Source organism: Microbacterium trichothecenolyticum, from assembly GCF_041938625.1.
In the GTDB taxonomy this organism is placed as follows: domain Bacteria; phylum Actinomycetota; class Actinomycetes; order Actinomycetales; family Microbacteriaceae; genus Microbacterium; species Microbacterium trichothecenolyticum_D.
Genome location: NZ_CP169427.1, coordinates 2,991,835 through 3,007,129, shown reverse-complemented (window position 1 = coordinate 3,007,129; position 15,295 = coordinate 2,991,835). Strand labels below are relative to the sequence as shown.

The window sequence follows — 15,295 nt, the reverse complement described above, 5'->3', positions numbered from 1 at the left end:
CGCCCTGTCGACGTCGCCCTTGTCGGCGCCGACCGTCAATCTCGCGATCGCCGTCGCCGGCAGCGGGCGCACGTGGCCCGCTATCGGATGACGGCCAATTCTTGACGGCCTCGGTGGCGCCCGCTAAAGTCGTGCCAAGACGTTTTGGCAAATCGTATTGGCATCGCGTCCGACCGGAGTCTGCACCCCTCCTGTACATCAATGAATGGAGTCGAAGTGATGAAGCTTCGCATGTCGGCGGACGCGCGTTTCCGCCGGGGACTGGTTGCGGCGGCCGCCGTGACCACCGCAGCCATCGCACTGAGCGGGTGCGGCGCCGGAGGCGGTGGTGGCGAACCCGCCGCTGACGCCGGTGCGCTCACCGTCGTGGTCGAGGGTGGCGGAAAGGCTGAACTGCAGCCGATCGCCGACCTGTACAAGGATGAGACCGGGACGGAGGTCACCCTCGTGGAGCTTCCGTACGCGGGGCTCTACGATCGGATCACGTCCGAACTGCAGGCAGGAAAGCCCTCCTTCGACATCGCCGCGCTGGACGCGATCTGGCTTCCCGCCTTCGCGCCGGGGCTGGCGCCGCTGGACGACCTGTTCACCGACGACGTCGAGTCCGACCTGTTCGGCGGCCTGGTGAGCGAGTCGCAGGTGGATGGCACGTTCGTCGGCATGCCGGTCTGGACGAACTCCGAGATTCTCTTCTACCGCACCGACCTCTTCGAGGACCCGAAGAATATGGCCGACTTCGAAGCGAAGTACGGCTATCCCTTGACCGCGCCGACCACGTGGGAGCAATACCGCGATATCGCGGAGTTCTTCACCCGCGACACTGACGGCGACGGTGCGATCGATCTGTACGGCACCGATGTGAAGGGTGCCGTCGAGACGGAGTGGCTGGCCACGGTGTCGCAGGCCGGTGAAGAGAACATGGTGCTCGACACCGACACTGGCGAGGTGACGATCGACGACGCCGCGCACAAGGAAGCGCTCGATTACTACGTCAGCCTGCTCCCGTACGCTCCGTCCGGCGCCGCGCAGCTGGACTGGGCGGGAGCGCAGAACCTCTTCTACCAGGGCAAGCTCGCGATGATGCGATTCTGGGGTCATGCCTACCGGCAGACGCCGGAGGATTCCGCCGTGAAGGACGCCATCGGCGTCGCGCCGATGATCGGCGGCCCCGGTGGCGTGGCGGGAGTGCCCGGCGCGTGGTACCTGTCTGTTCCCGCGTCGGGAGCCAAGCAGGAGGCGGCGAAGGACTTCATCGCGTTCGCGTATGAGCACAATGACCTCGCCGCCGATACCTCGTTGGGTCTGGTCGCCCGCAAGAGCGCGTTCGAGAGCAAGGAGGGCGAGGCCGGCTTCGAGAACTATCCCGCCTTGGTGATGACGCTGGAGGCGTCGCAGTCGCTGCCTCGGCCCGCGACCCCGCAGTGGCAGGAGATCGTCGACTCCGTGCTCGTTCCGATGATCCAGAAGGCCGTCGAGCCGGGAGCGGACACCGCGCAGCTCCTGTCGGACGCCAAGTCCCAGATCGAGTCGATCGTCCAGTAGACGATCCCTTCAGAAGGCATTCCGTGGAGACTCTCGCTCCTTCAACCCGCGGTGGGGCGGCCCCGGCCGTCCCCCCGCGGGCCGCGCACCCCGGCGCACCCCCGCGCCAGGGCTCACGCCCGCACCCGCGCAAGCACCGCAGCAAGGACAGCGGCGACCGCCGATTCGCGCTCCTGCTCATGGCGCCGGCCGCCCTGTTCCTCGCAGGTTTCGTGCTGTGGCCCCTCATCCGATTCATCTACGACAGCTTCTTCGAGATCTCCCCGTTCGCCGGTGCGCCGCGGACGTTCGTCGGCTTCGCGAACTACGCCACGGCGTTCGCGTCGGAGGCGTTCCAGTCGGCATCCGTCCGCACGGTCGTGTACACCGTGTTCGTGGTGACTGCCGAGTTCATCCTCGGTCTCGCCGTGGCGCTGCTGTTCACCGCCCTCGGCCGACGCTCGGCCGTGTTCCGCACCGTGTTCATGTACCCGCTGATGATCGCACCGGTGGTCGCCGGTCTGCTGTGGCGATTCCTGCTCATCGACAACTTCGGCATCGTCAACCAGCTGCTCTACGAGGCGCACATCCTCTCCAGCCCTGACCAGATCCAGTGGCTGAGCGACCCGAACATCGCACTGTTCTCGGTCGCGCTGCCCGACATCTGGCTGACCACCTCGTTCATCACACTCGTCCTGTTCGCCGGACTGCAGAACATCCCCGGCGATGTGATCGAAGCTGCCCGCATCGACGGCGCCCGGTACCCGCGGATCCTGTTCAGCATCATCATCCCGCTGCTGCGACCCGTGATCGCGGTCGCGCTGATCGTGCGCGGAATCGACGCGGCCCGGGCATTCGACATCATCCTCATCCAGACCGATGGCGGCCCTCAGGGCAGCACCACCACGCTCAGCCTTCTCATCTACCGCACCATGACCCGGTTCGGGGATCCGGGGCTGGCCAGCGCCATGGGAACGGTCTATCTCATCGTCATGCTGGCCGTGGCCATCGCCGCGATCATGCTGATCTGGCGTCCAGGAAGCAGTACACGATGAATCCGCTCGAAACCCGAGGCAAGAGCCGCATCCTGCTGTGGGTGCTGCTCGCCGCCGCCATCATCCTGTACGGGTTCCCGTTCCTCTACCTGCTGCTGACGTCGTTCAAGCCCCCGCTGGACGCGATCGCCGTGCCGCCATCGGTGTGGCCCGAGACGTGGACCCTCGATAACTACGTACCCGCGCTCACCCGCGAGGGAGTGCCGGCCGCGCTCATCAACAGCGTGGTCACCGCGGTCATCTCGACCGTGCTGTCGCTGGTGCTCGCCGTGCCCGCCGCCTACGCGATCACTCGGTTTCGCACCCCCAGCGGACGCGTGTTCATCGTGGCGGCGCTGGTCACGCGGATGGTGCCGACCATCGCCGTGGGGGCGCCCCTCATCGAGGTGATGCGCAACCTCGGATTGACCGACACCTCTTTCGGGCTCGCGCTCGCGCACACCACGATCTCGCTTCCCCTCTCCATCTGGCTCATGGCGAGCTTCTTCGAGGCCGTCCCGGACGAGTTGAGCGAAGCGGCCGAGGTCGACGGCTGCAACCGGCTCCAGGCGATGTGGCGGGTCGTGCTGCCCGTGGTGTCGGGCGGCCTCGCGGTGACCGCGATCTTCGCGTTCCTCGCGTCGTGGAACGAGTTCCTGTTCGCGCTCCTGCTCACCTCCGTCAGGGCGCAGACCACCCCGGTCGTGATCGCCAACTTCCAGAGCCAGTTCGGCCTGGACTGGGGAGGGATGACGGCGCTGGCGGCGGTGTACTCGATCCCCGTCATCCTGCTCACGCTCCTCCTCCAGCGGCAGATCGTCGCCGGGCTCACCCTCGGCGCGGTCAAGGGCTGAGAAGTCGGGACACGATTGGACATCAATGTCGAGTGACAACACTTACGACGTGACGGCGTGGCCTCACGGCGATCCCCACCAGGACATCGGCGAGGTGATCAACAGCATCATCGCGGACGTCAAGGCCCGCCAATCAGCGCCCGACATCGGGGACGGGGGGAAGCCGGGCGCCGTGATCCACATCCCGCCCGGGGACTACCGACTTCGCACCCAGGTGCTGATCGACGTCAGCTTCCTGCGGATCGAAGGCGCGGGGCACGGCTTCACCTCGTCCAGCATCCGGTTCAACGTCCCCGAAGGCGAATGGCCGGGGCTGCATGAGCTGTGGCCCGGAGGCAGCCGCATCCTCGTCGACATCGCTGCCGCAGACGCACAGGACGAATCCGCCGGCGCCGCATTCCTGGTGGCACGCAGCGGAAGCCCGAGAATCAGCTCAGTCGAGTTCGCAGGCTTCTGCATCGACGGGCTGCATTTCGTCGGCGACCAACCGGGAGAGAACCCGGAGAACTCGTACGCCAACGGGAAGACGGGCATCCATGTCAGGGATGCCAACGACTCATTCCGGATCACAGGCATGGGGTTCGTCTACCTCGAGCATGCGTTGACGATCCATAAGGCGGACGCACTCTCGATCCACGACAACTTCATCGCGGAATGCGGTTCGTGCATCGAACTGCGCAGCTGGGGCCAGGCGTCGAAGATCACCGACAACCTCATCGGGGCCGGCCCCCATGGTCACTCGATCTACGCCGAGAGCCACGGCGGGCTTCTGATCACCGCGAACAACGTCTTTCCGCGCGGCGCGAGCAGCGTGCACCTTCACGGTGTCACCCGATCGAGCGTGACCAACAACCGCCTCCACTCGTTCTACCCGGGGATGATGGTCCTCGCCGCGAACAGTTCTGAGAATCTGGTGGGCTCGAACCACTTCCTCCGCGATCACGAGCCCTGGACGCCATTCCTCGCGGTGGACAACGGGCTGGACGACCTCTTCGGGCTCCTGGCGATCAACGGCAGCGACAACTCGATCATCGGCAATCACTTCTCCGAGGTCATCGACGCCGAGAGCGTCCGGCCGGCAGGCGTAGCCCCTGTGATCATCCGGCTGGTGGCCGGCCGCGACAACTACATCGCGAGCAACCACGTGGTGGGGCTGGACGTCGCCACCTCATCGAGCGACTCGTGCTTCGAGGCACAGGTCGACGCCTTGCTCGCGACTCACGCCTCGCGACGCCTCGCCGTGACCGCGGTCCTGGTCGATCCCACGGCCACCGGGAACACCATCCTCGATTCGGGTCGCGATGACGAGGTCGTCGTCGATCTCGCGGCGAACGCATTCCGGCCGACCCCAGCGATCGGAGCCGGCGTCCGCGCCGAGTCCACCCCGCTGCCCGCTGGCGTAGTGGCGCTGGGGGACCGTCGCGTGGACCGTCGTTGACCGAAAGGTGGTACGAACGTGAGAGAGCAACGATGACGGAGAGCCGAGTGACAGAGAAGACCGCTGGCATCCGGGACGTCGCGGCACACGCGGGCGTCTCACAGACCACCGTTTCCCACGTGCTCAACGCCACACCGCATACGCGGGTCAGCGAAGACACCGCAGCGCGCGTCCGCGCTGCCGCTGAGGAGCTGGGCTACCGACCGAACCGCCTCGCTCGCGGGCTGCGGACGCAGGCGTCGGACATGATCGGCCTGGTCACCGAGGAGATCGCGACCACCCCCCACGCCGGTCGCATCATCCTCGGTGCTCAGGAAGAGGCCAGCCGGCGAAACCTCACCCTCGCCATCATCAACTCCGTGCTGAATCCGGCGCCGGAGGTGGACGCGGCCCAGATCCAGGCCTTCCTCGACCGGCAGGTCGACGGCATCATCTACGCCACGGTGTATCACGACGTGATCGTCGCCCCGGAGAATCTGCGGTCCCGGCCCGCCGCGCTGATCGGTGCACGAGATTCCGCGGGGGCCATCCCCGCAGTGCTGCCGGACGAACGTGCGGGCGCCGCCGCGGTCGTGGAGATGCTCGCGCGCGCGGGGCATCGGCGGATCGCATTCGCCGCGAGCGCCGAGGACGTCCCCGCCACGCGAGGACGCCTCCTCGGCTACCTCGACGGGATGTACGCGGCAGGTCTGCCGACCGATGACCTCGTGGTCGCGGGCCCCGCGGACGCGCGCGGCGGGTACCGTGCCAGCCAGGAGCTGCTCGACCGGGCTCCCACCGCGGTGTTCTGCTACAACGACCGAATGGCCGTCGGCGCGTACCGGGCAGCCGGCGAGCGCGGACTCGTCATCCCCGCCGACCTCTCCATCGTCGGCTTCGACGACCAGGCGCCGATACCCGACAGTCTGTTCCCGACGCTGACCACGGTCTCCCTCCCGCACTACGAGATGGGGGCCTGGGCCGTATCCACCCTCGCCGATCTCATTCACGGCAAAGAAGAGCAGACCCTGCTCACCGAGCATCCGACCGTGTTGGCCTGTCCCGTGGTGGAGCGCGAGTCGGTCGCCCCGCCGCGACCGGAGCGCCCCGCGTAGACCGCCAGCCCGCCCACGACTCTGCCGCTCCCCGTCGAGTGGCGACATCGACCGACGACATCGTCGCACCACGTGGAGGGGTTCGAATCGCGCCCCGCAGACTCCGCTTTCGAGCCCCTCCACCTCTGCGGGCGGCACGCCGCGAGAGTTGCGCCGCGCCGCCCGTCGGCCGCCTACTTCCTCACGGTGACCGTGAGCGGAGCGCTGGATGTCGCCCCCGCCGCGTTGATGAACTCCACTCGGTACGTGTGCTTGCCCAGTGACGCCCCTTCGACAGTGGTCGTCGCCGACTGCGGGCCCGGCGTCGCCGCGACGAGGCTGCCCTCGGCGATCACGGTGCTCCCTTCGTAGAAGCGGTACGACGTCGCGTTCGTGCCCCACCACATGTTGGCGGTGAGCGTGAATCGGCCGTCGCCGTCGGTGTTGTCGTGCGAGAGCACGGGCTTGCCCGGATTGGCCTGGGTGACCTTCACGGTCACCGAGGTCGTGGCAGCGACCCCCTTCGTGTTCACCAGCTCGCCCGTGTACACGTAGACGCCGTTGGGCTTTCCGGTGATCGGAACCTTCGCCTGCTGCGCGGCGGTGCCTCCGTACGCGAGCGGAACCGTCGCGACCAGCGCTCCGTTCTCGAACAGCCGGAAGGACGAGCCGTTCTGCCCGTGGTACAGATTCATCGTGACGTTGTAGTCGCCGTCGGCAAGACCGGTGTCCCAGCCGTTGTCGTGCGACAGCGTGCCTCGAGCGGGCGCGGCGGTCGCCCCGTCCGGGACCGTCACCGGCGCCGACCACTCCGACTTCTCGCTCTCGCCGGCCGTGTTCACCGCAGTGGCGGCGAACCGCACGGTCGAGCCGGGGATCAGGTCACTCACGGTATACGTGGCGGACGGCGTCGTCGCGATCGGCTCGGCAACGCCGTCCTGATAGACGCGGTACTCGGTCACCGGCGCACCGCCGTCGTCGGTCGGAGGCGTCCACGAGACCTCGACTCCTTCGCCGCCGGCGGTGGCGATGACGGATGCCGGGGCCGCAGGTGCTGCGACGGGCTCGGGTTGCTGCCACATGGTGGGCGTGATCGGCGTGACGGTGATCCGCTCGATCGTTGCTTCGCCTCCCTCCGACCACGCGGTGATCGCGTCGGCACCCGCGTCGGGGAAGACCTGGTCGGTGATCGTGAGCAGCCCGTCATCGGCGAACAGCTCCACCGAGGCGCGGTCGAGGTAGACCTCGAAGGCGACGGTGCCGTCGGCGCCGAGATCCAGCGGCGCATCCTCGATCGACGCGAACGCCGGGTGGAACGCGGTGTTCCCCGAGTCGCGCCGGTCGACGAAGAGGCGTCCTGCCTCGGCGTCGTACCCGATGAGGGTGCCCGAGTCCTCGTCGCCGAAGACGCGCACGCCCGCCCGATCCGCGTCACCGGGACGGAGCACGACCTCCAGCTTGACGACGTCGCCCGCGAGACCGAGGTCGGTCTCGCCGGCCACAGCGACCGAGGTGAGCGACGTCGCCTCCGTCGTCTGGAGCTGGCCGGCCAGCTGCGGCACCACGCGCTGCGTCAGGCGCGGCCCGGCCGGTGTCGAGACGAGCGTCACCTCGCGGGGCAGCGACATGCTGCTGCGCCACGCGCTTGTCGGGATGTCGTTGGCATAATCCCAGTTGTTCATCCAGCCCTGCATGATCCGCGACCCCGACGGTGTGCCGAAGTACGACACGGCCGCGTAGTAGTCGCGGCCCCAGTCGAGCCAGTCGTAGCTCTCCAGCCGGGTCGGGGCCGCGGCATCTGCCATCATCACCTGATCGAGCAGGATGTGACCCCAGCCGAAGCGGTTGTTGTCGATCACCCGGATCGAGGCCTCACGCCCTTCGAACTCCTTGACGTTCCAGCTCGCCCAGTCGAGGGTCTCGCTGTCGGCGCCGGTGGCAGTGCGGACGATCTCTCCGTCGACGACCAGATTGACGGATGTCTCGTCCGAACGTGGCTTCGCGGGCGCATCGCCGACCACCACATGGTCGAACGTCAGGTGGCCCCAGCCGCCGGTGGCTTCGTCTCGGATGCGCAGCTGGGCGTTCTGCCCGCGGTACTCCGCGACATCCCACGAACGCCAGTTGAGCTGCCCGGCCTCCGGGCCGGTCTGCGTGCGCACCACGGCACCGTCGACCACGAGTTCGGCCTGGAGCGACCCGTCCGTGCGCTTGCCGCCGCCGATGAGGAACGAGACGTGGTCTCCGTCGAGCGCGAAGGCCGGCGAGGTGTACGTGCCCACGTTGTCGTCGCCGCGCGGACCGCCCTCCCACGTGTTCAGGCGCTTGGCGCCGAGGTAGTAATCACCGCCGGCGGTCGACGGGTTGCGCCACGGCTCGGTCGCGAAGTCGCCGGTGATCTCCCAGCCGGCGTCGGCGAGGATCTGTCCGTCGGGCAGCTCGAAGTCGAACACGGTGGCACCGGCGGGCGGCTCGTTGCTCAGCTGCGCGCCGGAGACGTGCGGATGCCGCCCCCCGCCGACGAGGAAGTTGATGTAGTCGCTCTCGACGGTGAACGCGGGTGACTCCAACGTGCCCACCGGCCAGTCGCCGTCGTTGAACCCGTTGACGAGCCCCGCGCCGATGTAGCCGGCCACCGGGTTCTGTCCCGGCAGCGCCCCCGTCGCAGGCGTCGGCCCCCACGGCCCCTCCCTCCAGTTGCCGGGCTCATTGGCGACCGTCCAGCCGTTGTACGTGCCGTCGTCGAAGCCCGCGAACACCTCGCCCGCCGGCAGGGCCTGCGGGCCTTCCGTGGTCTCGCTCGTGAACGTGACGCCGTCGAAGTCGCCGACGAAGTACTGGCCGCCGCTGCCTCCGGCCACCGCGCCGGGGTTGAGGTTCACCACCATCACCCACCGCGTGTCGTCGGGATCGCCGTCGACGGGCAGCTCGAACAGATCGGGGCACTCCCAGATGCCGCCGGTCGAGTTCGCGGGGCCGAAGTCGGAGAGATGCTCCCACGACTTCAAGTCCTGGCTCTTGTACAGGACGACCTTGTGGTCGAGCGCTTCGACGGCGGTCATCACCCAGTAGCTGCCGGCCGGGCCGTCGTACCAGAACACCTTCGGGTCGCGGAAGTTCGCCGAGTCCCGGTCGACGACGGGGTTCCCGTCGTACTTCGTCCACGTGTAACCGCCGTCGGTGCTGTACGCCAGCGACTGCGCCTGCTTGCCCGCGCGAGTGGGGTGAGCCGGCTCGTAGGCGCTCGTGTAGATCGCCACGAGCGGTGCCCGGGTCCCGTCGCCGAAACCGGAGGTGTTGTCTTCGTCGACGACCACGGATCCCGAGAAGATGCTCTCGATGGGACGGCCGTCGTCGTCGAACGTCTGCGGGATGGCCAGGGGCTGCTCCTCCCAGTGGAGCAGATCGTCCGAGGTCGCGTGGCCCCAGCTCATGTTGCCCCAGCGAGTCCCCTGCGGATTGTGCTGGAAGTAGAGGTGGTACGTGCCGTCGACGTACACCATGCCGTTCGGGTCGTTCATCCAGTTCTGTTCGGGCGTGAAGTGGACAGCGGGGCGGTGGGGCTCAGCGCCGACCGCGATCTCCTCCGCGCCGGCGGGCGGCAACCCCACCAGCGCGGCCGCGATCATCCCCGCGGCCAGCCCCGCGGCCGCGACGGCGCGAGGCCGCGAAGCCCTCGGGGTCCGCGACACGCCAGGTAGTGACATCCATCGTGCTCTCACCATCAGCTGTTCGCCCTCCTTGGCGATCTCAGAGTCTCTTCGACTCGCCTGACATCGATGTCAGATCATCAGGGCGAGATGCTATGGCTTGTCCGCTGGACAAAGCAACGACGAGCTCCGTCGCGTCGTCAGCTTCGGCGTGGCGCCTGCCTAACGGCTCGAAGCGTCGGGCAGCTGCGACGGGGGAGGGATCTCGCCGCTTCCGCGGGGGACGAAGCTCGTCGGCACGACGTGGTGGAGGGGTGGGGAGGAGTCGCCTTCCAGCCGCTCGAAGATGCGCGCCACGGCGATACGCCCGATCTCCTGCGGGTCCTGTGCGATCACGGTGATGCCAGGGTCGAGGAGGTCGGCCAGCGGCACATCATCGAAGCCGACCAGCGCGACCGAGTGCTCCGCTCCCGCTTCGCGCAGCGCGTGGATCGCGCCGATGGTGATGAGGTTCTGGGCGCTGAACACCGCCGTCGGCGGCTGATCCGACTCGAGGAGCGCCCTGAGTGCTCGGTGTGCGGCGTCGGCATCTCGCAGGCCGGCGATGACCGGGGTCTGTGCGGTGGGGATCCCGGCGTCCCTGGCGGCGTCCAGGAATCCCCGCTCGCGCTCGGCAGCCGTGGGAATCTCGCGGCGATCGGCGAGCAGGGCGATTCGGCGGTGGCCGTGGGAGATGAGCCACTCGGTCCCCGCCCGCGCAGCGGCTCGATTGTCGCTGGTGACAGAATCCGCCTCCGTACCGGCGGGCTCGCGGTCGACGTAGACGACGGGGATACCGCGATCCTGCAGCTGTGCGACATAGTTCTGCCGGCGCCCGGCGGTGGTCAGGATCAGGCCGTCCACTCGGCGCTGCAGGAAGGCGGTCACTGCACGCTCCTCCCGGTCCGCGTCGTCGTCGAGGCTGGAAGCGAAGACGGCTACCCCGCGCTCCGTCGCGGCATCCTCGACGGCCCGGTGGATCGCTCCGGCGAACGGGTTGTCGACGCTCGAGATGAGGAGGCCGAGCGTGCGTGTGCGTCCGTCCGTGCGTCGGAGGCTGCCGGCCTGGAGGTCGACGTGGTAGTCCAGCGCGCGGACCGCGTCCCACACGCGCTGTGCCGTCCCGGGCGCGACATTCGGCTCGTCGTTGACCACTCTGGAGACCGTCTTGGTGCCGACGCCCGCCAGTGCGGCGACCTGCTTCATCGTGGCGCGCGGCTTCTGGCCCCGAGCCGGGTTAGCGATTGACATCGGTGTCACAGTCCCATCACGAAATTGAAGATTCCAGTTGACCCTAGCCGAGCGCTGCGATACAAACGCTTCTGACATCGTTGTCAGTCCTGGCAACGTCGGCCGAGAGGAACTCAATGAAGAACCACATGCACAAGGGACGCACCGCACTGTTCGCAGCGTTCGCCATGTCAGCCGCGGCAGCGCTGACGCTCACCGGCTGCGCCGGCACGAGCGGCGCAAACCCGACCGAGGGCGGCTCCGACGAGATCGGCGTCTCTCTCATCGTCAAGACGAACTCGAACCCCTTCTTCATCGCGATGCAGGACGGCGCGAAGGTCGCAGCCGAGGAGAACGGCGTCAACCTCACTCTTGCCGCGGGCAAGGAGGACGGCGACGAAGACACCCAGATCCAGGCGATCGAGGCCGCCATCTCGAAGGGCGACGCCGGCATCCTGATCACCCCGAACGGTCCGGCGGTGCTCGATGCGATCGAGAAGGCACGCGATGCCGGTCTCTTCGTGATCGCGCTGGACACCGTGCCCGATCCCGCGGACGCCGTCGACATCACCTTCGCCACCGACAACTACCTGGCCGGTCAGTACATCGGTCAGTGGACGGCTACCACCCTCGCCGGCGGCGAGGCGGTCATCGGCCTCATCGACCTGTTCGACGACAAGGCCGTGACTGTCGACTACAACCGCGACCAGGGCTTTCTCGACGGCATGGGCATCGAGCTCAACGATCCGGAGGTGAACGGCGACGAGGAGCCGACCGGCTCGTACACGGGCGGCCAGGGCGGCAGCTACACCATCGTCGGCAACGAGGCGTCGCAGGGTGCCGAAGACGGTGGACGCACCGCGATGGAGAACCTCCTCGCCAAGAACCCCGACATCAACGTCGTCTACACGATCAACGAGCCCGCCGCCTACGGTGCATACCAGGCGCTGGAGGCCGCCGGCATGAGTGGCGACGACGTGCTGATCGTGTCCGTCGACGGCGGATGCGCCGGTGTCGGCCAGGTCGCTGACGGCATCATCGACGCCACGAGCCAGCAGTACCCGGTGAAGATGGCGGAACTCGGCGTCGAAGCGATCGTCGAGCTGGTCGAGACCGGCGAAGCCCCGGAGACCAGTGAAGGCCTCGACTTCTTCAACACGGGCGTCGCACTCGTCACCGATCAGCCCGCCGAGGGCGTCGAGTCGATCGACACCACCGAGGCCGCAGAGATCTGCTGGGGCACGAAGTAATCCGATCCATGACGGATGCTGCGACCGTCACCCCTGCGACGGTCGCAACATCCTCCCCACCCCCACGGAAGTGACACTGTGACCCAGCCAGCTCCGCCCACCTCCACCCTCGACCTCGCGGCCGAATTCCTCGACCGTCGCACCCCGCTCGACCGCATCCGCGGCGTGCTGCACAAGTACCCGGCGATCAGCCCCGCGATCGTGCTCGTGATCGCGATCATCGTCTTCGGCAGCGTGAACCCGCGGTTCTTCGCGCCGGCGAATCTCTCGCTGGTGCTCGACCAGGTGTCGGTCGTCGGCACCGTAGCCATCGCCCAGACCCTGATCATCCTCACTGCGGGGATCGACCTCTCGGTCGGTGCCGCGATGATCCTGTCCTCCATGGTGATGGCGCAGACCGCGTTCCACAACGGGTTCCCGGCGCCCCTCGCGCTGTTCGCCGGCCTCGTGGCGGCTCTCGCGACCGGAGCCCTGAACGGCTTCCTCGTCACTCGGGTGAAGCTTCCCCCGTTCATCGCGACACTCGGCACGCTCAATGTCTTCGTGGCACTGACGCTTCTTTACAGCGGTGGGCAGACGGTTCGCAAGGCCGAGATGCCCGAGCTGCTGACGTGGACCGCGACCCCCATCCCGATCGGCGACGTGCGCCTGACCGTCGGGGTGATCATCATGCTCGTGCTCTATGTGCTGATCGCCTACGTCCTCGGCCGCACCGCGTGGGGACGTCACGTCTACGCCGTCGGTGACGATGCCGAGGCCGCACGCCTCGCCGGCATCTCGACGAGCCGCGTGCTGATGGGCGTCTACATCGCGGCAGGCGCCGTCCTCGCCGTCGCGGCCTGGATCCAGATCGGCAGGTCGGGTGCCGCGAGCCCGAATGCAGGCGCCGACCTCAACCTCGACTCGATCACCGCCGTCGTGATCGGTGGGACGTCCCTGTTCGGCGGCCGCGGTGTCATCTGGGGCACCCTGCTCGGTGCGATCATCGTCGGCGTCTTCCGCAACGGCCTCTTCCTCGCCGGCGTCGACGGCCTCTATCAGACCCTCGCGATCGGCATCCTCGTCATCGTGGCCGTCGCGGTGGACCAGTGGATCAGGAAGGTACGCAAGTGAGCCTCATCGAAGACGCCGTGGAGCCCACCCCGACACCCCAAGGTGTCCCGGTGCTCGAGGCCAAGCGACTCGTCAAGACCTTCGGCCGGGTCGTCGGACTCGACGGGGTGAGCCTGCAGCTGTTCCCTGGCGAGGTCCTCGCCGTCATCGGCGACAACGGCGCCGGCAAGTCGACGCTCATCAAGTGCCTGACCGGCGCCTACGTCCCCGACGAGGGTGAACTGCGGCTCGACGGTGAACTGGTGCACTTCAAGCGCCCGCAGGACGCCCGTGCCGCAGGCATCGAGACCGTGTATCAGAACCTGGCGGTTTCACCGGCGCTCGACGTGGCCGCGAACCTCTTCCTCGGGCGGGAGCGGCGCAAGCCCGGACTGGCCGGAACGGTCTTCCGTGCGCTGGACAAGACCGGCATGCGCAAGGAAGCACGCGAGCAGGTGCAGAAGCTCGGGATCTCGACCCTTCAGGACGTGACCGTCGCGGTCGAGAACCTGTCTGGGGGGCAGCGCCAAGCCGTGGCGGTCGCACGCGCCGCCGCGTTCGGTTCGAAGGTCGTCATCCTCGACGAACCGACCGCGGCGCTCGGCGTACGCGAGTCCAACCAGGTCCTGGAGCTGATCCAGCGACTGCGCGAGCACAACGTGCCGGTCATCCTGATCTCGCACAACATGCCGCACGTCTTCCAGGTCGCCGACCGGATCCACGTGCAGCGACTCGGCAAGCGCGCTGCGACGATCACTCCGCAGTCGCATTCGATGACGGACGCCGTCGCCATCATGACCGGAGCCGCACAGGCCTGAGACCTCGCTCGGCCGGGGAGCGACCCAGCCCCGGCCGAGCAGAGCAGGAGGGAGAGACGACATGGAGCAGATCGTGCTCTACGCCGAGTTCACGGCACGACCCGGCGCCCGCGCCGAGGTCGAGGGACTGATCCGCGGATACGCGGAAGCCGTACGCCAGGAGTCCGGAAACGTCGTGTTCGACGTCTACACACGCGCTGAGGCGGAGGACCGGTTCGTCGTCTTCGAGGTGTACCGCGATCAGACGGCGTTCGATGCCCACATCGGCGCCGACAAGGGTGCGGCATTCAACGGCGTGCTCGGCCCTCTCATCGTCGGGGGCGCGAGCGAGCTCAGCTTCCTTCGCCCGCTCGAGGCACGGCGTTGATCGACGCGACGACCACCGACGTCGACGTGCTGGTCATCGGTGAGTCCCTGGTCGACATCACGACCGCCGGAGAAGAGGCGGTCGAGATGCCGGGGGGTGGCCCCGCGAACGTGGCGCTCGGGCTCGGCCGTCAGGGCATCGCGGTGGCCCTGCTCACCAGGCTGGGCACCGACCCACGGGGGAGTGCGATCACCCGGCACCTCGAACGGTCCGGTGTGTGGGTGCTGGCCGAGTCGTTCGGCGCAGGCCCGACGTCGACGGCCCACGCCCATATCCTCGACGATGGCTCGGCGCGCTACGAGTTCAGCATCGACTGGACCGCGTCGCGAGAGCGTCTCCCGGTGAGACCGCGCACCATCCACGCGGGATCCGTCGCAGCCTTCCTCCCGCCCGGCGATGAGGTCGTCCTGGAGCAGATCGACCGGCTCGCCCCCGAGATCGTGACGTTCGATCCGAACATCCGCCCGGCTCTCGTCGGCGATCTCGATCGAGCGCGAGTGAGGTTCGAGGAGTTCGCACGCCGGTCCACCGTGCTGAAGCTCTCGGACGAAGACGCCGGCTTCCTGTACCCGGGACTCGACGAAACCGGCGTACTGACGACGATCGGGCGCCTCGGCCCGCGGCTCGTCGCCATCACGCGCGGGGCGCGAGGCGCCGTCCTCGCCGCAGAGGGAAGGGTGGTGGAGGTACCTGGTCGCCGTGTCGTCGTCGCTGACACGATCGGCGCCGGAGATACCTTCATGGCATCCCTCGTGGCTGACTACCCGGCGCTGCACGACGGTGACCTCACGGAGCAGACGCTGCGGGACCTCGCGGTGCGAGCCGTGGATGCCGCCGCGATCACCGTCAGCCGGCCGGGCGCCGACCTCCCTTGGGCCGTAGAGCTCTCCGTGGCTTCCTGATCCCCGCCGGGCCTCGAGAGAACGCCC

General features: G+C 68.0%; 12 protein-coding genes. 10 read left to right on the top strand and 2 right to left on the bottom strand.

Going from position 1 to position 15,295, the window contains the following annotated elements; translation table 11 throughout:
- Window positions 1-144: 144 nt before the first annotated feature.
- The 5 genes from ACEYYH_RS13955 (at window position 145) to ACEYYH_RS13935 (ending at window position 5,941) form a co-directional block, all read left to right on the top strand.
- Entirely contained in the window at window positions 145-1,542 is a 1,398-nt protein-coding gene (locus tag ACEYYH_RS13955; protein WP_374974956.1) for an ABC transporter substrate-binding protein, read from the top strand.
- A gap of 179 nt (window positions 1,543-1,721) precedes the next feature.
- Window positions 1,722-2,576 (top strand): carbohydrate ABC transporter permease, encoded by an 855-nt coding sequence (locus tag ACEYYH_RS13950; protein ID WP_374978230.1) that lies wholly within the window; start codon window positions 1,722-1,724, stop codon window positions 2,574-2,576.
- Window positions 2,573-3,409 (top strand): carbohydrate ABC transporter permease, encoded by an 837-nt coding sequence (locus tag ACEYYH_RS13945; RefSeq protein WP_374974955.1) that lies wholly within the window; start codon window positions 2,573-2,575, stop codon window positions 3,407-3,409. The genes ACEYYH_RS13950 and ACEYYH_RS13945 overlap by 4 nt, the downstream gene beginning before the upstream one ends.
- Before the next feature lie 25 nt (window positions 3,410-3,434).
- Entirely contained in the window at window positions 3,435-4,847 is a 1,413-nt protein-coding gene (locus tag ACEYYH_RS13940; protein ID WP_374974954.1) for a right-handed parallel beta-helix repeat-containing protein, read from the top strand.
- A gap of 47 nt (window positions 4,848-4,894) precedes the next feature.
- Window positions 4,895-5,941, top strand: a complete 1,047-nt coding sequence (locus ACEYYH_RS13935) for a LacI family DNA-binding transcriptional regulator (protein WP_374974953.1) — start codon at window positions 4,895-4,897, stop codon at window positions 5,939-5,941.
- Window positions 5,942-6,114: 173 nt separating this feature from the next.
- Here the strand turns inward: ACEYYH_RS13935 and ACEYYH_RS13930 are convergent, their stop codons facing one another.
- Both ACEYYH_RS13930 and ACEYYH_RS13925 read right to left on the bottom strand, forming a co-directional pair.
- Window positions 6,115-9,549: a GH32 C-terminal domain-containing protein gene (locus tag ACEYYH_RS13930; protein WP_374978229.1), complete on the bottom strand. Its 3,435-nt coding sequence runs from the start codon at window positions 9,547-9,549 to the stop codon at window positions 6,115-6,117.
- A gap of 243 nt (window positions 9,550-9,792) precedes the next feature.
- Entirely contained in the window at window positions 9,793-10,860 is a 1,068-nt protein-coding gene (locus tag ACEYYH_RS13925) for a LacI family DNA-binding transcriptional regulator (RefSeq protein ID WP_374974952.1), read from the bottom strand.
- A 116-nt stretch (window positions 10,861-10,976) separates the two neighbouring features.
- Here ACEYYH_RS13925 and ACEYYH_RS13920 point away from each other — a divergent pair, with 116 nt between their 5' ends.
- The 5 genes from ACEYYH_RS13920 to ACEYYH_RS13900 all read left to right on the top strand — a co-directional run bounded on the left by ACEYYH_RS13920 (window position 10,977) and on the right by ACEYYH_RS13900 (window position 15,268).
- The gene (locus ACEYYH_RS13920) at window positions 10,977-12,089 is read left to right on the top strand and encodes a substrate-binding domain-containing protein (protein WP_374974951.1); all 1,113 of its coding nucleotides are present in this window, start codon (window positions 10,977-10,979) and stop codon (window positions 12,087-12,089) included.
- A 78-nt stretch (window positions 12,090-12,167) separates the two neighbouring features.
- Window positions 12,168-13,202, top strand: coding sequence for an ABC transporter permease (locus tag ACEYYH_RS13915; RefSeq protein ID WP_374974950.1), 1,035 nt, complete (start codon window positions 12,168-12,170; stop codon window positions 13,200-13,202).
- On the top strand, window positions 13,199-13,999 hold the full coding sequence (locus ACEYYH_RS13910) for an ATP-binding cassette domain-containing protein (RefSeq protein WP_374974949.1): 801 nt from the start codon (window positions 13,199-13,201) through the stop codon (window positions 13,997-13,999). Before ACEYYH_RS13915 ends, ACEYYH_RS13910 begins: the two co-directional genes overlap by 4 nt.
- 61 nt (window positions 14,000-14,060) lie before the next feature.
- A complete protein-coding gene (locus ACEYYH_RS13905; RefSeq protein WP_374974948.1) occupies window positions 14,061-14,366 on the top strand; it encodes a putative quinol monooxygenase in 306 nt (101 codons plus the stop codon).
- The gene (locus ACEYYH_RS13900; RefSeq protein WP_374974947.1) at window positions 14,363-15,268 is read left to right on the top strand and encodes a carbohydrate kinase; all 906 of its coding nucleotides are present in this window, start codon (window positions 14,363-14,365) and stop codon (window positions 15,266-15,268) included. Before ACEYYH_RS13905 ends, ACEYYH_RS13900 begins: the two co-directional genes overlap by 4 nt.
- Window positions 15,269-15,295: the final 27 nt, after the last annotated feature.